Annotated in this window: 21 protein-coding genes and 4 tRNA genes; 11 read left to right on the top strand and 14 right to left on the bottom strand. The window is 66.4% G+C overall.

The window, feature by feature from the left end; all coding sequences use genetic code 11:
* Positions 1-77: 77 nt before the first annotated feature.
* The 3 genes from ACT535_RS02590 to ureG are packed head-to-tail and all read left to right on the top strand — an operon-like array spanning position 78 to position 2171.
* Positions 78-839 carry an urease accessory protein UreE gene (locus ACT535_RS02590; protein ID WP_476363247.1) on the top strand — a complete coding sequence of 254 codons (762 nt, stop codon included), beginning with the start codon at positions 78-80 and terminating at the stop codon, positions 837-839.
* Positions 832-1551, top strand: a complete 720-nt coding sequence (locus tag ACT535_RS02585) for an urease accessory protein UreF (protein ID WP_476363982.1) — start codon at positions 832-834, stop codon at positions 1549-1551. Before ACT535_RS02590 ends, ACT535_RS02585 begins: the two co-directional genes overlap by 8 nt.
* On the top strand, positions 1548-2171 hold the full coding sequence (gene ureG, locus ACT535_RS02580; RefSeq protein ID WP_168457871.1) for an urease accessory protein UreG: 624 nt from the start codon (positions 1548-1550) through the stop codon (positions 2169-2171). Before ACT535_RS02585 ends, ureG begins: the two co-directional genes overlap by 4 nt.
* A 37-nt stretch (positions 2172-2208) precedes the next feature.
* Here the strand turns inward: ureG and ACT535_RS02575 are convergent, their stop codons facing one another.
* Together ACT535_RS02575 and ACT535_RS02570 are read right to left on the bottom strand one after the other, a co-directional pair.
* The gene (locus ACT535_RS02575; RefSeq protein ID WP_168457870.1) at positions 2209-2691 is read right to left on the bottom strand and encodes a hypothetical protein; all 483 of its coding nucleotides are present in this window, start codon (positions 2689-2691) and stop codon (positions 2209-2211) included.
* Between the two features lie 94 nt (positions 2692-2785).
* Positions 2786-3199, bottom strand: coding sequence for a hypothetical protein (locus ACT535_RS02570; RefSeq protein ID WP_476363246.1), 414 nt, complete (start codon positions 3197-3199; stop codon positions 2786-2788).
* Between the two features lie 330 nt (positions 3200-3529).
* Between ACT535_RS02570 and ACT535_RS02565 the strand changes: the two genes are divergently transcribed.
* The 3 genes from ACT535_RS02565 (at position 3530) to ACT535_RS02555 (ending at position 6381) form a co-directional block, all read left to right on the top strand.
* The gene (locus tag ACT535_RS02565) at positions 3530-4306 is read left to right on the top strand and encodes a TlyA family RNA methyltransferase (RefSeq protein ID WP_476363245.1); all 777 of its coding nucleotides are present in this window, start codon (positions 3530-3532) and stop codon (positions 4304-4306) included.
* Positions 4307-4326: 20 nt separating this feature from the next.
* Entirely contained in the window at positions 4327-5523 is a 1197-nt protein-coding gene (locus ACT535_RS02560) for a class I SAM-dependent RNA methyltransferase (protein ID WP_476363981.1), read from the top strand.
* An 84-nt stretch (positions 5524-5607) separates the two neighbouring features.
* Positions 5608-6381, top strand: coding sequence for a queuosine precursor transporter (locus ACT535_RS02555; RefSeq protein ID WP_168457867.1), 774 nt, complete (start codon positions 5608-5610; stop codon positions 6379-6381).
* A 43-nt stretch (positions 6382-6424) separates the two neighbouring features.
* Here the strand turns inward: ACT535_RS02555 and ACT535_RS02550 are convergent, their stop codons facing one another.
* The 4 genes from ACT535_RS02550 to ACT535_RS02535 form a co-directional block, all read right to left on the bottom strand.
* Positions 6425-6748 (bottom strand): hypothetical protein, encoded by a 324-nt coding sequence (locus ACT535_RS02550; protein ID WP_476363244.1) that lies wholly within the window; start codon positions 6746-6748, stop codon positions 6425-6427.
* Between the two features lie 23 nt (positions 6749-6771).
* Complete coding sequence (locus tag ACT535_RS02545; protein ID WP_476363243.1) at positions 6772-7890, bottom strand: trypsin-like serine protease; 1119 nt, start codon at positions 7888-7890, stop codon at positions 6772-6774.
* 289 nt (positions 7891-8179) lie between these two features.
* Positions 8180-8254: transfer RNA gene (locus ACT535_RS02540), tRNA-Glu, on the bottom strand.
* Positions 8255-8440: 186 nt separating this feature from the next.
* Positions 8441-8863: a VOC family protein gene (locus ACT535_RS02535; protein WP_024278979.1), complete on the bottom strand. Its 423-nt coding sequence runs from the start codon at positions 8861-8863 to the stop codon at positions 8441-8443.
* Positions 8864-8928: 65 nt separating this feature from the next.
* Here ACT535_RS02535 and ACT535_RS02530 point away from each other — a divergent pair, with 65 nt between their 5' ends.
* The 3 genes from ACT535_RS02530 (at position 8929) to ACT535_RS02520 (ending at position 10894) form a co-directional block, all read left to right on the top strand.
* Positions 8929-9699 carry an SIR2 family NAD-dependent protein deacylase gene (locus ACT535_RS02530; protein ID WP_476363242.1) on the top strand — a complete coding sequence of 257 codons (771 nt, stop codon included), beginning with the start codon at positions 8929-8931 and terminating at the stop codon, positions 9697-9699.
* A gap of 98 nt (positions 9700-9797) precedes the next feature.
* Positions 9798-10373, top strand: a complete 576-nt coding sequence (locus ACT535_RS02525) for a cold-shock protein (protein WP_476330578.1) — start codon at positions 9798-9800, stop codon at positions 10371-10373.
* The gene (locus ACT535_RS02520; RefSeq protein ID WP_476363241.1) at positions 10373-10894 is read left to right on the top strand and encodes a DUF192 domain-containing protein; all 522 of its coding nucleotides are present in this window, start codon (positions 10373-10375) and stop codon (positions 10892-10894) included. Before ACT535_RS02525 ends, ACT535_RS02520 begins: the two co-directional genes overlap by 1 nt.
* 12 nt (positions 10895-10906) lie before the next feature.
* Here ACT535_RS02520 and ACT535_RS02515 read toward each other — a convergent pair whose 3' ends face one another.
* The 3 genes from ACT535_RS02515 to ACT535_RS02505 are packed head-to-tail and all read right to left on the bottom strand — an operon-like array spanning position 10907 to position 12960.
* Complete coding sequence (locus ACT535_RS02515) at positions 10907-11458, bottom strand: chromate transporter (RefSeq protein WP_476363240.1); 552 nt, start codon at positions 11456-11458, stop codon at positions 10907-10909.
* Positions 11455-12069 carry a chromate transporter gene (locus ACT535_RS02510; RefSeq protein ID WP_476363239.1) on the bottom strand — a complete coding sequence of 205 codons (615 nt, stop codon included), beginning with the start codon at positions 12067-12069 and terminating at the stop codon, positions 11455-11457. Before ACT535_RS02510 ends, ACT535_RS02515 begins: the two co-directional genes overlap by 4 nt.
* A 54-nt stretch (positions 12070-12123) precedes the next feature.
* A complete protein-coding gene (locus ACT535_RS02505; protein WP_476363238.1) occupies positions 12124-12960 on the bottom strand; it encodes a hypothetical protein in 837 nt (278 codons plus the stop codon).
* A gap of 559 nt (positions 12961-13519) precedes the next feature.
* Between ACT535_RS02505 and ACT535_RS02500 the strand changes: the two genes are divergently transcribed.
* Entirely contained in the window at positions 13520-14374 is an 855-nt protein-coding gene (locus tag ACT535_RS02500; RefSeq protein ID WP_168457860.1) for a transporter, read from the top strand.
* A gap of 164 nt (positions 14375-14538) precedes the next feature.
* Here the strand turns inward: ACT535_RS02500 and ACT535_RS02495 are convergent, their stop codons facing one another.
* Entirely contained in the window at positions 14539-14823 is a 285-nt protein-coding gene (locus ACT535_RS02495; protein WP_476363237.1) for a hypothetical protein, read from the bottom strand.
* 221 nt (positions 14824-15044) lie between these two features.
* Here ACT535_RS02495 and ACT535_RS02490 point away from each other — a divergent pair, with 221 nt between their 5' ends.
* A complete protein-coding gene (locus tag ACT535_RS02490) occupies positions 15045-15191 on the top strand; it encodes a hypothetical protein (protein WP_168457858.1) in 147 nt (48 codons plus the stop codon).
* 35 nt (positions 15192-15226) lie between these two features.
* Here the strand turns inward: ACT535_RS02490 and ACT535_RS02485 are convergent.
* The 4 genes from ACT535_RS02485 to ACT535_RS02470 form a co-directional block, all read right to left on the bottom strand.
* Positions 15227-15303, bottom strand: a tRNA-Pro gene (locus tag ACT535_RS02485).
* Positions 15304-15494: 191 nt separating this feature from the next.
* Positions 15495-15570: transfer RNA gene (locus ACT535_RS02480), tRNA-Asn, on the bottom strand.
* A gap of 124 nt (positions 15571-15694) precedes the next feature.
* A complete protein-coding gene (locus ACT535_RS02475) occupies positions 15695-17548 on the bottom strand; it encodes an ABC transporter ATP-binding protein (RefSeq protein WP_476363236.1) in 1854 nt (617 codons plus the stop codon).
* 156 nt (positions 17549-17704) lie between these two features.
* Positions 17705-17778, bottom strand: a tRNA-Cys gene (locus tag ACT535_RS02470).
* Between the last annotated feature and the right edge of the window lie 28 nt (positions 17779-17806).

The following is a 17806-nucleotide window of genomic DNA, read 5'->3' as shown; positions in this document are numbered from 1 at the left end:
GAAGATGCTTCTTGAGCCCTTCTGCGACCCGCACCACCCATGCTCTCCAAGGGGGCGGAGGAAATCGGGATGTCTTTATGATCCGCGCCACCACCGTCGTCCGCCGTCCCGCCGTCCGCCCGGAAAAGGTGGCGGACGAAATCACCCTCGACCACCACGCGCGCCATCGCCGCCGCTTCGCCTTCACGGCGGACGGCGGCCTTTCGTTTCTGCTCGACCTCGACAAGGCGACGGTGCTGGACGACGGCGACGCGGTGAAGCTTGAGGACGGCCGCCTCGTCCGCATCAAGGCAGCCGCCGAGGACCTCGTGGAGGTCACCACCGCCAATCCGCTGCGGCTGATGAAGGTGGCTTGGCACCTCGGCAACCGGCATGTGCCCGCGGAGATCACCGAAACCGCCGTCTATTTCGTCGACGACCACGTGCTCACCGAGATGGTCCGCGGCCTCGGTGCCGGCGTCGCCAAGGTGACGCGGCCCTTCCGCCCCGAGAAGGGCGCCTATGAGGCCGCCGAGGCCCATGGCGGGCATGGCCACGCGCATCACGATCACGACCACCACGATCACGACCACCACGATCACGACCACCACGATCACGACCATCATGGTCATCAACACCATGGGCATGAGCACCATGGGCATGAGCATGATGGCCATGCCCACGGCGATGCGTGCGGATGCGGTCATGATCACGCGCACGACCATCATCCCCATGAGCGTGCGCATCAGCACCATGAGCATGGCCACGACCATTCCCATGATCATGACCATCACCATGCCCACGCTGCCGAAGGCCATGTCCACGGCCCCGGCTGCGGGCACGACCACAAGCATGGCTGATCTACCCGGCGACGCGCCGGCCGAGGGCGGGTCCGCGCAACCCGACCTGCTCCCGCTCTTCGCCTGGCTCTCGCCGTCCTTCCCGGTGGGCGCCTATGCCTATTCCCACGCCCTCGAATGGGCGGTGGAGGCGGGCGATGTGCGGGACGAAGCGAGCCTTGCCGCGCAGGTCTCGGACCTGATGCGCCTCGGGTTCGGTCGATCCGACGGCATCCTGCTTGCCCATGCGTGGCGCGCGGCGGTGGGAGAAGATGGGGGGGCGCTCGCCGAGGTGAACGCCCTGGCGGTCTGCCTTGCGCCCTCCGCCGAGCTGAGGCTGGAAACCTGTCAGCAGGGCCGGTCCTTCCTCGATGCCGTGCGGGCGGCATGGCCTTCGCCAGCGCTGGAGACTGCGGCCGGTGCTCTCTCCGGGGAGGTAGCCTATCCCGTCGCGGTAGGGCTGGCGGCGGGGGCACATGGCATTCCGCTCGCGCCGACGCTGGAAGGCTTCCTCTTGGCGCTGGTGCAGGCTTTGGTGTCGTCCGGCATCCGCCTCGCCCCCGTGGGCCAGACGGCGGGCACCCGCGTCGTCGCTGGCCTTGCGCCCGCCGTGCGGGCGCTCGCGGCGGAAATCCCCGCCCTCACGCTGGATGATCTCGGCAGCGCCACCTTCCGCGCCGATCTCGGCAGCTTTCGCCACGAAACCCAATATACGAGGCTGTTCCGCTCATGAGTTCCGGCAAGAATCCCCTGCGCGTCGGTGTCGGCGGCCCGGTCGGTTCCGGCAAGACCGCGCTGATGGAAGCGCTCTGCAAGGCCTTCCGCGACCGCTACGACCTGTGCGCCATCACCAACGACATCTACACCAAGGAAGACGCCCGCCTTCTGACGGTCGCCGGCGCACTGCCGCCAGAGCGCATTCTCGGTGTCGAGACCGGCGGCTGCCCGCACACGGCGATCCGCGAGGATGCGTCCATCAACCTGCGCGCCGTGGCGGACATGAACGCCCGCTTCCCCGACCTTGATCTGGTGCTGATCGAATCCGGTGGCGACAATCTCGCGGCGACATTCTCACCCGAGCTGGCGGACATCACGATCTACGTCATCGATGTGGCGGGGGGAGAGAAGATCCCGCGCAAGGGCGGGCCGGGGATCACGCGGTCGGACCTGCTGGTGGTCAACAAGACCGATCTCGCGCCCATGGTCGGCGCCGATCTCAAGGTGATGGAAGCGGACACCATCCGGATGCGGGCGGGCCGGCCCTACGTCTTCTCCTCCATCCGCAACGGCGTGGGGGTGGACGTGGTGGCCGCCTTCATCGAGAAGGCCGGGGGGCTCGCCGGCGCCGCCTGAGGCGCGTGCGAGCCTAGCCGCTCAGCTCTTGGGCTTTTCAGCTCTTGGGCTTGCAGGCGGTCTCGAACTTGGTGACGCCCGGGCCGATGCCAGCGAGGGAAATGGCCCTCTTGGCGCCCTTCACCTCGATATTCAGCGTGCCGGAGGCCTTCACCAGTGCCTTCAGGTCGGCCATCTGCGCCGGAGCCTCCACGTTGACGGCGTCGCCTTCTTCCATGGCGACCGCCTTGCCGGGGAAGCTCTTCTTGACGCTGCCGGCGGTCAGCACAATCGCCGTCTCGGCGCCGCGTGTCAGATCCTTAGAGCCGATCATGGACTGGACGGTGATGGCCGATCCGTCCTTCTGGCACAGGAAGAAGATCGCAGCCTTGTCGCTGTCGGGCACGCCGAACACCAAAGCGGCGGTGTCCTCGCTGTCCTGGATGTGCCAGGTCATCTTTTCCGCCGGCTTGTCCTGCGCGGCGGCGGGGCCGGCAATGGCGAGCAGGGAGATGGCAGCGGCGAGAGCAATACGAAGCATGTCAGTGTCCCTATTTCGGCGACGGATCATAACGGCTCGGCCCAAAAGGGAAAGATGCCGCGTCCGCACGTCTTTTTCTTTATTTGTCAGTAATTTATCTGCGGTCGGCAGGGGCGGGCAGCGGGGCGAGGCAGGCGCGGCGGAAGTCCGGCAGCTTGGGCTTGGCACCTGAGAGCGGATAGGTTTCGGTGGCCCCTGGCAGGCGCACGACGAGATTGTCCGCATCGGAGAAGAGGTCGAGGACCCGGCCGTCGAGCGCGACCGCCGCTTCCACGACCACCTTGCCCTCCGCCGAGCCCCGGAAGGCGGACGCGGCCAACTCGAGCCGACGCTTGCCGGCTGCGAGGGAGAGCGCGACGCCATCGCCGGCCTTCACCTTGCCGGATGTCACTTCGGCGGTGAACTGGATCAGCTGCGCGCCGGGCTGGCACGAGACGGCGAAAACGGGATCAGCGGTGCGCGGCAGGCCGAAGCGCAGCACATAGGTCTCGTCAACCTTGACCACCATCCACACCCGCGGATCAGCCTTGGACTCAGCCTTTTTGGATTCGGCTTTTCCGCCGGACTTGCCGGTGGATTTCGGCGCAGCCTCGCCCGGGACCGGGGCAAGCACAAACGCTGCGGCGACCGCAAGGATCGCGCACCGGCCGTAGAACCATCCACCCATTGCCACCGGGTCCTTGCCCCTCGCCGCATCGTCGACCGAACCGGCTGCCGGGCAAACGCGCCTCCGGCCTCCGAATCGCAACTGTCGACTGGTGTTTGCTTCCCCCGCAGCCATCGCATATCACGGCCCCCGGCCGCCCGCGACATCGGGCAGGGAGCCCTGCGGCAAAAAATGTTGAAACCTCATTCGCATTCGGCAAGTGACGGCGAGCAGGACGCCAGCCGGCGCATGCGGCTCGACCGGCTTCTGGTCGAGCGTGGCCTGTTCGACAGCCGGGCCCGTGCCCAGGCCGCGCTTGCCGCCGGGCTGGTGAAGGTGGATGGCGTCGTCGTGGCCAAGGCCTCGGCGGAGATCGACGTCGGCGCGCGCATTGAGGCGGAGGACGTCCACGACTATGTGTCGCGCGGCGCGCTCAAGCTTGCGGCGGGCCTCGACGCCTTCGCCATTGATCCCGCTGGCGCCGAGGCGCTGGATGTCGGCTCCTCCACCGGCGGCTTCACCGAAGTGCTGCTGCGCCGCGGTGCGCGCCGGGTGCATGCGGTGGATGTGGGCCGCGACCAATTCCATGCCCGGCTGAGGGACGATCCGCGCGTCCGCCTGTTCGAGGAAACGGACATCCGCACCTTCGATCCCGCCCTGGTTCCGGGCGGCTTCGACCTGATCGTCATCGACGTCAGCTTCATTCCGTTGGCGCTGGTGCTGCCGGCCGCTCTTTCGCTCGCAGCGCCCAGAGCGCGGCTGGTGGCGCTGGTGAAGCCGCAGTTCGAGGCGGGGCGCGCCTTCGTTCGCAAGGGCGTGGTGCGCGACGCAGCGGTGCGGGACGAAGTCTGCACCAAGGTGGAGCAGGAGATCGCGGCGCTGGGCTGGCGCGGTCTCGGCCGCATCCCGTCGCCCATCGCCGGTGGCGACGGCAATCAGGAATATCTCGTGGGGGCCATCCGACCGTGACCGAGTTCCGCATCGAGCGCATGGGCGCGCAGGGCGATGGCATCGCCCGTGGCCCCACCGGCCCGCTGTTCGCGCCGCTTACCCTCGCCGGGGAGCTGGTGCGCGGGGAGGCGGAGGGCGAGCGCATCCGCCTCGATGCCGTTATCGAACCCAGCGCCGAGCGGGTGGAGCCCCCGTGCCCGCATTTCGGACGCTGCGGCGGCTGCCTGCTCCAGCATTGGGAGAGCGCGCCGTATCTCGCCTGGAAGCGGCAGATGGTGGTGGATGCCCTCGCCCGCGAGGGGATCGAGGCGGACGTCGCCCCTACGATCGACGCGCATGGAGCCGGGCGTCGCCGGGTGATCTTCCACGCCCGCCAGTATGGCGCGCGGACGGTGGTCGGCTTCGCTGAGCGCAAGTCCCACGCCATGGTTGCCATCGACGACTGTCCCGTGCTGGCCCCGAGCCTCGACCAGGCGCTCCCGGCCGCCCGCGCGGTGGCGGAGGCGCTGGCGCCGCTGAAGAAGCCGCTCGATCTCCAGATCATCGCCACCGATACCGGGCTGGACATGGACGTGCGCGGCTCCGGCCCGCTGCCGCCCGCGCTCCTCACCGATCTCGCCGTGATCGCCGACCGTTTCCGCCTCGCCCGGCTGACGCGCCACGGCGAACTCGTCATCCAGCGCGAGCCGCCCCGCCTCGCCATGGGCCGGGCGCGGGTGGATCTGCCGCCCGCCGCCTTCCTTCAGGCGACGGCGGAGGGCGAGCGGGTGCTGGCGGAGCGGGTGACGGCAGGCATGGCCGGCGCCCGCAAGGTGGCCGACCTGTTCGCCGGCGTGGGCACCTTCGCTTTGCGCCTCGCCGAAACCGCCCGCGTGTTCGCGGCCGAAAGCCACGCTGGCGCGCTCGCCGCTCTGCTCAAGGCTGGCCATACGCCGGGACTGAAATTGGTGGAAGGCGAGGCGCGCGACCTGTTCCGCCGCCCGCTGATGGCGGCCGAGCTTGCCGCCTTCGAGGCCGTGGTGATCGATCCGCCGCGACAGGGCGCGGAGGCGCAGGCGCGTGAGCTTGCGGTCTCGCGGCTTCCCCGCCTCGTCTACGTCTCCTGCAATGCCGCCACCTTCGCCCGGGATGCGGCGCTTCTCGTGGCCGGCGGGATGCGGCTGGAGGGCGTGGTGCCGGTGGACCAGTTCCGCTATTCGGCTCATGTGGAGCTGGTGGCAACCTTCTCGCGGTGAGCCTTCGGGCCGGCTTCCGCTGCGCCAGCTGGGCTTGGGCTGCACTTTGCGGTTTAATGCGGTGCAGCATCGAGGCTGCCCCACATGCTTTCCGATAAGACCCCCTTCGGCGTCGATGGCGTCGAGACCCGCGCCGGCATCACGCCGGTGGAGGCGCGCGCCCTCGAAGGCAAGCGCCTACGCTACTACGACTACTGCATGGTGGCCTTTGCGGTCATCCTGATCTGCTCCAACCTCGTCGGCGCCGCCAAGGTGTCGGTCGTGGAACTGCCCCTCGTCGGCCCGTTCGTGTTCGGCTCGGCGGTGCTGTTCTTTCCCCTGTCCTATGTGCTCGGCGATGTGCTGACGGAGGTCTACGGCTATGCCCGAGCCCGCCGCATCGTGTGGGTGGGCTTCGCCGCGTCCGTCTATGCGGCACTGATGACGGCCATCGTCGTCGCCATCCCGCCGGCTCCGGGCTGGACGGGGCAGGACGCCATTGCGAGCGTGTTCGGCCAGACGCCCCGCATCTTCTTCGCCTCCATCCTCGCCTTCTGGTGCGGCGAGTTCGCCAACGCCTTCGTGCTGGCCTGGATGAAGGTGCTGACGGGAGGCCGGATGCTCTGGACCCGCACCATCGGCTCCACCATCGTTGGGCAGGCCGTGGACAGCCTCATCTTCTACCCGCTCGCCTTCCTCGGGGTGTGGGACACCCACCTCGTGCTGACGGTCATGGTCTCCAACTACCTACTCAAGGTGGGCTGGGAAGCGGTGCTCACGCCCGTCACCTACAAGATCGTCGGTTTCATGAAGCGGCGGGAGGGCGTGGACGTCTACGACGTCGGCACGGACTTTACGCCGTTCCGGGTGAAGGTGTGAGGTGAGGCCGGACGGGCGCTCCATCCGCGGGCGCCTTGCCGGGTCAGCGGGACACTTCGCCGTGGCTGAGAATATTGCGGTCACCGGCGCAGCTCTCGATGAAGCCGGTGAAGGGCTTTCCAGTAGTGAAAGCCGTGAGCATCACGGCCGTAACTTCCTTGAAGTTGGTCTTCGCGCGCTGGATATGGAAATATTTCGAGCCGCAGCGACCCGCCTTGTCCATCTCCACCACGAAATCGGACGGATCGGCGAAGGCATTGAGCACGGTTCCTGCCGTCACGGTGATCTGCTGGGCGCGGGCGGTCTGGCTGACGCCGAGGCTGGTCGCGAGAATGATTGCGCAGCCCCACACGGTACGGGTGATCATTTCGGCTTCTCCTTCGTTCGACGTCATTGGTGGTCGGTGAGGTAGTTAACGATGATCGTCAGGTTGGGAGACCCGCCGCTGGGGGCTTCGTCCCGCACGTAGTCGAGGATGAGCGGAAGAACCTGCGCGGTGCATTCCGCGTCGGTCTTGCAGACCGGTGCGCGCGCCATGGCCTCGCCGATTTCGCGCACCAGGGGCTCCACCGAGACGTAGTGGCAGCCGGAGATGCCGGTCGCCCAGATCCATCCCGGATTCGAAGCGCCGGCCGGCGTCGGCGCATTGGGCACGTAGCCCGTCGCGCTGCAGGTGGACTGGACGCCAGCCACCGCGAGCCCGCGGCCGTCGCGCCGGTCGACCAGGGTCGGGCCGCCGCTGTCGCCGCCCTGTCCGACCTCAGCGGCGGAGTTCAAGACCAGCGAATAGCCGGTCTCGGTGATGCTGGAAGGTGTGAACTGGCCGCTGCGGTATGTTCCAAGCCCCGCCGCCTGCTGCGGAGGATTGCTCGGATCCGGCCGTCCGTTCGCGAGAAAGGCGCCGCTCGCGAAAGTGCCGAAGCCCTGCCCGTTCTGGATGATGTGGTCGCTCGTCTGAAGCCGAACTCCCGTCCAGCGATCCGACGCCGTCCCCTCTGCCTCGGCGATGTAGGGCAGGATGCCGTTCACCGGACCGAAATCGCCAAGGCCGAGATAGACCATCACGATATCGCGGGCCGGGATGGCGCCAGGGCCAAGGTTTCGATTGACCGCGAATTCATAATAGTCGGACGCCTGCGCGCTCAGCGTCGGGTCCCAGGCGGCGGTGATCGTGATCTGATTTGCTGGAAATTCCGGCGAGCCAATATCGACCGCTCCCGTCGCGCCGGCCGGTTCGTTGGTAATGCAGTGGCGGGCGGTGAGAACCCAATAGCGGTTCAGCAGGATGCCGCTGCAGCCGCCATTCACGATCACCAGCCCGCGCGTCTTGAGGGTCGCGACATCGAGCGGGTCACCGTTCACGAGGGGCTGGCTGATCTCGCAGACGCGGCCCTCCGATGTATTCCGGCAGTTTTGGGCTGTCTGCGCCTCGGCTCTGGTCGATCCGATGAGGATAACAAGCAGTATCGACGATGCAGTCACGGTGATCTGGATTGATTTTGACAGCATGGATCACATCCCCCGCTGCCGTGCAGGCGCGGATCCGGAACGTTGTTATTGGAATGATCCGCGATACCGGTCTGAGTTCATCGAACAGATGCGTCTGAACGGAGAGGGGCCTCGCTGAACTGTCGTTACAATCACTCCGCCCGGGGTCATCCGCATACCGCAAATGGGGGACGACCCGCGTTGCCTGCCAAACAGAGGGCGCGGAGCAGCGAGAGGGACGCCCAGCTCTGAATACGCGCTGGGGTGCAATATGCCGGGAAGGACCACATCGTCGCGTGGTCTATGAAGCTGGCGCGCCCTAGGGGAGTCGAACCCCTCTCTCCACCGTGAAAGGGTGGCGTCCTAACCGATAGACGAAGGGCGCGCGGCCGCTCCGGGGTTTTGAGCCGCCGGAGAGGGCGTCCTTATAGGGGGCGGGCGGCTTGGCTGCAAGCCTGTGGGGGAATTATCCAAAGCCGCGCGCATTTACCCTGTGGGCGAAAGGCCCGGCCCAGGATCAGGTGGCCGCCGGCGGGACGGTGCCGCGGCTCATCCGAGGGGCGTCAGGCGCTCACCATTTGCCGGTGTTGGGCATGGAGGCCCAGGGCTCGGCCGGGGGCTTCGGGCCACCCTTCTGCAGCAGTTCGACGGAGACGTTGTCCGGGGAGCGCACGAAGGCCATGTAGCCGTCGCGGGGCGGGCGGTTGATGGTGACGCCGGAGGCCATCAGGCGCTCGCACAGGCCGTAGATGTCCTCCACCTCGAAGGCAAGATGGCCGAAGTTGCGACCCTCGCCATAAGGCTCCTTGTCCCAATTGTAGGTCAGCTCGATCTCGGCGACGTTCTCCTGGCCGGGAGGGGCGAGGAAGACGAGGGTGTAGCGGCCCTGCGGCACCTCCTTGCGGCGCACCTCCTTGAGACCCAGCTTGTTGCAGTAGAAGTCCAGCGACTGGTCGATGTCGGTCACGCGGACCATGGTGTGCAGGAAGCGCATCGGGGGTCTCGTCCGTATGAGGGTGCAAGCCGGCGGACCGGCCGGGGTGGAGTAGCAGGTGACGTATGATCTATGAAGGCGATCTCAAGGGGGCGCAGCAGCGCCTGCGGGAACTTCTCGACGGGTCCGCGCGGGCAGTCGCCTTTACCGGGGCGGGCATCTCCACCGAATGCGGCATCCCGGATTTCCGTTCCCCCGGCGGATTGTGGACGCAGAACAAGCCCATTCCCTTCGATGTGTTCGTCGCCCACAAGGCCGCGCGCAACGAGGCGTGGCGGCGCAAGTTCGCCATGGAGGAGGCGTTCGCCGGTGCGCGGCCGGGCCGGGGGCACAGGGCCCTTGCCCGGCTCATGGGACGCGGGCGCCTTGCCGGCGTCATCACCCAGAACATCGACGGCCTGCACCAGGCCTCCGGCGTGCCGGACGACGCGCTGGTGGAACTGCACGGCAATGGCACCTACGCCACCTGCCTTGCCTGCGGCACGCGCTACGAACTCGCCTGGGTGAAGGCGCGCTTCGATGCCGCGGGCGGCATCGCTCCGGATTGCCCGGAATGCGGCGGGCCGGTGAAGGCGGCGACCATTTCCTTCGGCCAGGCGATGCCCGAGCGGGAGATGGCGCGGGCCGATACACTGACCATGGCCAGCGACCTCTTCATCGTCATCGGCTCTTCGCTGGTGGTGTTCCCGGCGGCGGGATTCCCGCTCAAGGCGCGCAAGAAGGGGGCACGGCTGGTGATCCTCAATCGCGAGCCGACGGAGTTCGACGACATGGCCGATCTGGTGGTCCGCACCGAGATCGGCGACGTGCTCGCGCCGTTTGCCGGCGATGGGTGAGGAAGGCGCGCGAAGAGGGTGGGCGTTGCGCCATTCAGTTGCTATCCTACCATCTCCGCGGCAACGTGTGCGCCGCCGCGCGTAGTTTCGGGGTGGTCATGGGGTCTGACGCACTGGGGCTGGGGCCACGGACCGCCGGCTCGGAGGACGGGACCGAGGAGCCGGCCGGGCTCGTCGAAGTCACCGGCGCCATCAAATGGTTCGACGCGTCGAAGGGCTACGGCTTCATCGTGCCCGACGACGGCGGCCCCGACGTCCTCGTTCACGTGACCTGCCTGCGCCGCGACGGCTTTCAGACCGCCATGGAGGGCGCCCGCGTGGTGTGCGAGGCCATCCAGCGCGCCAAGGGGCGCCAGGCCTTCCGCGTGCTCTCGCTCGACCTGTCGACCGCCGTCCACACAGCGCCCGCCGCACCCCGCACCCGCGACGTGGTCGAGCCCACCAGCGGCTTCGAGCGGGCCACGGTGAAATGGTTCAATCGGCTGCGCGGATTCGGTTTCCTCACCCAGGGCGACGGCACGCCCGATATCTTCGTTCATATGGAAACCCTCCGCCGGCACGGTCTCACCGAGCTGCGCCCCGGCCAGAGCGTGCTGGTGCGCTACGGCGACGGCTCCAAGGGCCTCATGGCGGCGGAAGTGAAGGCCGACGGCGGCCCCAGCGGGAACAATTGATGATCCAGATTCTCTCGCGGGCCGCCACGGCGGCCACCCTTACGCTCGCGTTCGCGCTCGCCGTTCCGATGGCCGGACTTCCGGCGGTCGCCCGCGCGGCCGAGGCCGAGTGCGCCCAGATCAAAATCGATCCCAATCCGGCGCTGGACCCGCTGGAGATCGTCACCGCCAAGGGCGTCCTGGCCTTCCAGGTGGAGGTTGCACGCACCAACGAGCAGCGCACCCAGGGCCTCATGTGCCGCAAGACGCTGTCCGAGCGGGGTGGCATGCTGTTCGACTTCAAGGTCGACCAGCCGGTCTACATGTGGATGAAGAACACCCTCATTCCCTTGGACATGGTGTTCATCCGCGCCGATGGCAGCATCGCCCGCGTTGCGGCGATGACCACGCCGCTCTCCACCGAGACCATTTCCTCCGGCGAGCCGGTGCGCGCCGTGCTGGAGATCGGCGGTGGCGAGGCCCGCAAGCTCGGCATCAAGGCCGGCGACAAGATCGCCCACCCCATGTTTCCGGCAAAATAGGGGCTTCGTACCCTATTTCAGCGTCAGGTAGCCGAGGAGCCCGCCGGCGAAGATGTAGAGCGCCGGGTTGACCTTTCTCCCGATGATCTTCGGCCCGAAATACACGAGGACGAACACCGCCACCGCAATCAGCGTCGTCTCGGTGCCGGTGATGGCGGTGCGGGCGACAGCGACGGTGCCGGCGGCCATCAGGCCGACGACGATGGGGGCCAGCGCGTTCTGAAGGGCGAGCCGCCAGGGCGAGCCGTCGAAGTGGTTCCACAGGCGCGAGGAGCCGAGCGCCAGCACCGAAGCCGGCAGGAAGAAGCCGGTGAAGGCGAGGATCGCCCCCGGCGTGCCCGCGACGTGATAGCCGATGACGATCACCATCAGCATGTTCGGCCCCGGTGCGACCTGCCCGAGGCTGTAGATGTCGCGGAACTGGCCATCGGTGAGCCAGTGGTGGGCATCGATGGTCAGCGCCTTCATTTCCGGCAGCACCGCCGTTCCGCCGCCGATGGCGAGGAGCGAGAGGAGCGAGAAGACGCCGAGGATGCTGAGGTCGGTGTGCGGATTGTTGTTCACGGCTCGCCAGCCTCCCCGCGGCCCGGACGATAGATGAAGAGGGCAAGCGGCAGCACGGTCAGCAGCACCAGCACCAGCGAGACGTGGAGGAAGCTCACCATCACCACGGTGATGAGGATGAGCAGGATCTCCCTGAGGTGCTCCAGCTGCTTGTGACCGATCTGCACCGTCACCGCGGCGAGCAGCCCCACGGCGGCGGCACCGATGCCGGCGAGGATGCTGTGCATGGTGGGGTTGCCGTGGTTCGACACATAGACGATGCCCAGCGCGAACACGAGCAGGCCGCCAGGCAGGGTCATGCCGAGGAAGCCGACGATCGCGCCCACCGGACCACGAAGCCGGTCGCCGACGATGACGCTCATGTTGGTGGCATTGAGGCCCGGCAGGGCCTGCGAGATTTCCAGCGCGGTGAGGAACTGCTCCTCGTCCAGCCAGCCCTTCTCAACGACTAGCGCGTTGCGCAGATAGGCGACCACGCCACCGCCGAAGCTGATGCCGCCGATGATCAGGAAGGTGATGAAGATTTCCAGAAGGGAAACCTGCGTTGCGGGCGCGTCCTGCGGGGCGTGGGGCGCTGGGGGGGCTGGGATCGGCGGCTCGGTGACGCTCATGGATTTTCGCCGGGAGGGTGAAGGTGAGCGGGCCGGTGGGGCCCGCCGTGATCCCTATTCGGAGTGGGCGACTTCCTTGGCCCCTATGCCATAGACCATCGCGGTCTTGGTGGTGCCGAGCTGCACCCATTCGGGCGCCATGTTCTGCACATCGCGGAAGAACTCCTCCGAGAGGCGCTTCGCCTTTTCGTTGATCTCGTTGTAGTGGTCGAACTTCGCCTGGAAGGCGAATTCCCCCACCAGGGACTGCTCGGACGCGCGGTTGCGCCAGATGGCGATCGTCGCCTTCGCTTCATAGCCGTGGCCGAAGTCGAAGTGGCCGGGGTCCACCTGGATTTCTTCCACTGCCATGCTGTTCACGAGGTCGATCTGGGAGTCGCCGTCCGCATCCACCGCCGACATGGAGGGGAATATGGTCATGATGTTCTTCAGTGCCGGGCTCAGGACCGCACCGAGCGACGTAATGATGCAATTGTGCGAGAAGAGCGAGCGGGTGCCGCCCAATTCATCCTTGAGAGGAAGAATTTCTTCCTTGAACTTCACCTGGACCGCACCGGTGATGCGGGGGGCCATCTCGACCGCCGTCGCCTTCTCGCGATCGGGGCTGCGGTATTTCAGGGCGAGTTCATGTTCCGGGCGCGGCCAGCCGTCGTCGTAGAACGTGCGTTTGCGGAGGATGAAGGAATTCCGGTAGAGGTCGAAGTCGGGGGTATCGTAGAACAGGACCTCACGGACCTGCCGATGGAAGGCGTCCTTGTTGGTCACGACGCCGACCCCGTGCTTTTTGGCGACCGTCTTCACCTCGTCCCAATAGTCCTCGAAACGCTTGGGCGAGTAGAACTGCTGCGGCCGGAGCAGAATTTTGTATTCACGGTAGTGGATGTCGAGCATGGCGTCGTGCTCACCTTGGGTAATGCCGGATTCGCTAGAACCCCAGAATCCGAAGCAGGCCGACACATTCCGTCGCCCGCGACCAGATGTCCACTGCCTCGCCGCGCTCCATCTGCAACTGAACACCGGCAAAGCTCGAGCGCTGTTGCATGAAGGTCACAGCGGACATGTTTGCGCCGGATTTGGGCGGCCTGACCGCTTGAAGAGTATTGCCTGCACTTAAATTGGGCTAACGTTAAAGCCGCTTCGGCTTCAAGGACCCGGACAAGGGATACCGGGCATCCTCGAAGGTCCCGAGCGGCGCCTGGGTTTTATCCCCGCGCCGCTAAGGTCGTGACACGCTGCCGTTAGCATTCCCCGTTTGAAGCCTCTGCACTCCGGGCGTTTGTCCGAAGTGCCCACTCCGCTCGTTTCCCGTTCGCGGGCCGGGCAGGGATGCTGTCCATGGCCTCGATGCCTTGGGCTGAAAAGAGAGCGGCGCATTAGCGCCGAAGGAAGCGCCAGCGACGAGCCCTGCCGTTGGGACGGCGGCCGAGGGCTCCGCCTTTCGGAGGAAAAAATGACGACATTCGCAAGAATGGCGGCCGTAGCCGCTTTGTCTGCGGCAGCCATGCTGCCCGAAGCCCTGCCCGCACACGCCGGCTCCGTGACCCAGCCAGGTGAAACCGTGGGTCTGGCGGCCGGCGCGCCGCTGCCGGAAGGTGTGTATGCGGTCAATACGGCCGATTACGGCTGCCGCAATACCTCGCCGGACAGCACCTGCGTCGGCGTAGACATTCCAGTACTCGCCTGGGCCACGCCCGTCTTCTTGTTCGGCGGACGACTGCAGCTGCTGACGGCGGTTCCTGTGGTGGGCGTCGGCGTCCAGAACGGCGATTATACTTCCGGATTCTATAATCCGTTCTTCGCCGCCCAGGTGGCGTGGGATCTAGGAAACGGCTTCGGCTTCAGCTACATGGCCGGCTTCTATCTCGGCGTGAATACGGGTGTCGCTTTCGATTCGACCTCGTTCAACCAGCGCTTCGCCCTCAGCTATACCGCGGATGGCTGGAACCTGACGGCGAACGCCATCTGGGGCATCCAGGCGAATGGCGTCAGCAACACGATCAATCCGAACTTCCTGAACGTCGATCTGACCGCCACGAAGAAGTTCGGAAAGTTCGAAATCGGCCCGGTGGCCTATTACTCGACCGACCTGAACAACCCGATCCCCTTCTACCAGAAGCAGAGCCAGTTCGCGATCGGCGGTCTTGTCGGCTATGACTTCGGGCCGGTGATCCTGCAGGCTTATCTCACCACCGACGTCTATGAGCAGAACTACGGCGGCAACGATACGCGACTGTGGGGCCGCATCATCGTTCCGCTTTGGAACCCGCCGGCGCCGACCCAGCAGACGGCGCTGCTGCACAAGTAAATCCCGAAGCGGCCGGGCTCCCTCGCCAGGGATGTCTGGCCATGAGCGAGGCCGAGCCTCGATCCGCCTCCGTGACGCAATTCGCCGACCCCCTTCGTCGCAGAAGGTCTGGCGAACCACGCGCGGAGGCGGGGTCGCGTCCGCGCCTCATCAGGGTTTGCGCCTCATTTCGGCTCGAGCGTCTTGCCGATCGAGGTAAAGAACGTCTCCGCATACCAACGCATTTCGGCTTCGATGTCCGGCTTCCCGGCCAATTCGCACTGGTCGACGAGACCGCTGACGCGCTCGAACATGTCGGCGATGAAGCTGTCCGGTCGATCTTGCAGCCCGGCGAGCTGGGTGACGATGTCCCGCAGGATGTAATGCTGCACCATGGTGTGGGCCTGCGTGGTGCCCACCGCCTTGAGCATCGAGCCAAGCCATTCGGCAAGCTCCGTGTCGGAAGCCATCTGCAATCTTCCTTCCTGAAAAACCCGCCTCGCGGCGCAAGCCTTGCCGCATCGTAGAATCAGCCGAGCGGCCAACCCGCCGTCTCCTGGCCGGCTGAGTCGCCTGTACGGTGCCGCAGCACCTGTCGGCAAGACTAGCCCTGACTTGGCCGCTGCGGAACAATCGGACAAGCGAAGACGTTGCCGCTCCCGTCAGCCAGTTCACAACGGGAGCAGCCAGAATGCCGCGCAGCGTCCTCTATGGGGTGATCGCGATCCTCGTCGTTGTCGGCGGTGTGTTCGCCTATCAGGCCTATGAGCGCGACCGCAACACGATGCAGATCGAAATCGGGCCCAATGGCGTGAAGGTCGATCCGCCTGGCCGGTGAGCCGTCAGGGCGGTGAGGCGGTGCGTGGGGAAGGGTGGTCGGAGCAGCAGGATTTGAACCTGCGACCCTCTGCTCCCAAAGCAGATGCGCTACCAGGCTGCGCTATGCTCCGACATTCCGCCGAACGGCTTCGTTGCTACATTTTCAGAAAGAGCGGCGCAAGGGGGCGGGCTCATGCTCGGATGGCACTCGATTCGAGGCATCCGCAAAATGGATGTCTGCTGCCGGTACCGAACAGCAGCGGCGGGCGAGGTGCGCCAACCCAAAGCGGGACAGGAGACTGTCGCGAGGTGGAGGTAAAGATGGCTCCCTGAGCAGGACTCGAACCTGCGACCATTCGATTAACAGTCGAACGCTCTACCAACTGAGCTATCAGGGACCGTGGGTCTCGCGACCGAGGCCGGCGATATAGCAACCACATCGCCGCTTGTGAAGCCGTAAGACGCGCTTTTCCAGGGGAAGTTGCCGCACCGGCGCACAAAGTGGCGCCGGTGCAGGATTCTTCAGGCGCGGAGCAGATCGCCCCCGTCTCCGGAGGCAACCGCTCCGCCCGCGCTTGAGCCGGGATTCGCGCCCTCGTGGGCGAACTGGGCGAAATAGAATCCGTAATAGCGGCCACGGCGGGCAATCAGCTCGTCATGGGTGCCGCTCTCCACCACGCGGCCGCCCTCGATCACGCAGATGCGGTCGGCGCGCACCACGGTCTGGAGCCGGTGGGCGATAACGATGGTGGTGCGCTCGTGGGCGAGTTCCGCGAGGGCCTTCTGCACCTCGGCCTCCGATTCGGAGTCGAGCGCGGCGGTGGCTTCGTCCAGCAGCAGGATCGGCGCGTTCTTCAGGAAGGCGCGGGCGATGGCGATGCGCTGGCGCTGTCCCCCGGAGAGCTGCGCCCCGTGTTCGCCCACGAAGGTGTCGTAGCCGTTCTCGAAGCCCATGATGAAGGGATGCGCATGGGCCGCCTTGGCCGCGGCGACAATCTCCTCTTCCGAGGCGCCCGGCCGGCCGAAGCCGATGTTCTCGCGGATGGTGCCGGAGAACAGGTAGACGTCCTGGCTCACCAGCGCCACCGAGGCCCGCACGGAGGTGCGCGACACGGTGCGGGTGTCCACCTCGTCGATGCGCACGGCGCCGGACTGGGGATCGTAGAATCGCTCGATGAGATTGATGATGGTGGTCTTGCCGCCGCCGGACTGGCCGACCAACGCGGTCGTCCGGCCGGGCTCCGCCACGAGGTCGAGGCCACGCAGCACGTTCTCGCCGGGGCGATAGGCGAACACCACGTCCTTGAACTCCACCCGGCCGCGGGGACGGGGCAGGGCGGCCACGTCCGGGGCTTCGGCGTCGGGGGCGGGTGCGTCCAGCAGGTCGAACAGCATGCGCGCGCCCATCACATGGCTCACCAGTTCCACATGCAGGCGCGACAGGCGCTTGGCGGGCTCGTAAGCCAGCAGCAGCGCCGTGAGCACCGAGAAGAACTGGCCCGGCGAACGTCCCAGCTCGATCACATTATATCCGGCGTAGAGAATCACGCCGCCGATGGCGAGGCCGCCCAGCGTCTCCATGAGGGGGCTGGATTTCGCCTGGGTGCGTACGAGGCGGTTCGCGTTGATCTCCACGTCGTCGATGAACTTGTGGGTGCGGTCCCGCATCACCGGTTCGAGCGTGTAGGCCTTCACCGTGCGAATGCCCTGGAACACCTCCATGACGATGGAGGACAGCTTCACGCCGGAGGTGAAGCCGGTGGTGAAGATGGTCTTGGCCTTCTTGATGAGCTTGCGCGTGCCCAGCACCGCCGCCGGCATCACAACGAGGGCGATCACGGCCAGGAAGGGATCCTGCACGAAGGCGACGCCGGCCAGCATGATGAGCGAGAGGAAATCGCGGCCGATGCTGGTGACGATGAGATCCAGCGCCCCCCGCGCGCCCGCGGCGCCGGCAGTGAAGCGGGTGGTGATCTCGGCCGTGTGGCGATGGCCGAAATAGGCGGCATCCTGCAGCAGCAGCCGGTCGAAGGCGCGCTTCTGGTTGTCGGCCACCACCCGGTTGCCGATGCGCGCCATGGTGATGCTCTGCCCGTAGGCCGAGGCGCCCTTGATGATGGAAAGCGCCATCACAATGCCAGACACCGCCCATACCGCTGCGGGCGTGGGATGCACGAAGATGGCGTTGACCGCATCGTTCATCAGATAGGCGAGCCCGGCCGTGCAGGCGGCCATGGTGCCCATGAAAACGAAGGCCAGCACATACCCCTTCCAGTGCTTGCGGCCGTCGGACAGGAGGAGGCGCCGCAGGACGGCATTGGTCTCGTCCGAAGTGGGCGGAGGCCCGAGGCGCTGCTGGGCGGCTTTCGCGTTCATGTACATCTCCGGCGGCGTCCGGATGCGGGACCGCTTCGGTGTCCCCATGAACCGCCAGCAGGGAGCCAAGTCAACTTGCAGCCCCGAAGGCGTGCTGCATCGCAGCACCGCTAAGCGGGCGGAAGCGGGTCACTGGCTTAAATTTTCGCGGAAAACTGGAGGCCACGGAGGGAATCGAACCCCCGTACACGGATTTGCAGTCCGCTGCGTAACCACTCCGCCACGTGGCCTCACGAGCGCGTGTTCTTAAGGCGTTCG

The sequence above is a fragment of the Xanthobacter sp. DMC12 genome, assembly GCF_056314105.1.
The sequence above is the reverse complement of the archived record's forward strand: the minus strand, read 5'-3'. Positions and strand labels throughout refer to the sequence as shown.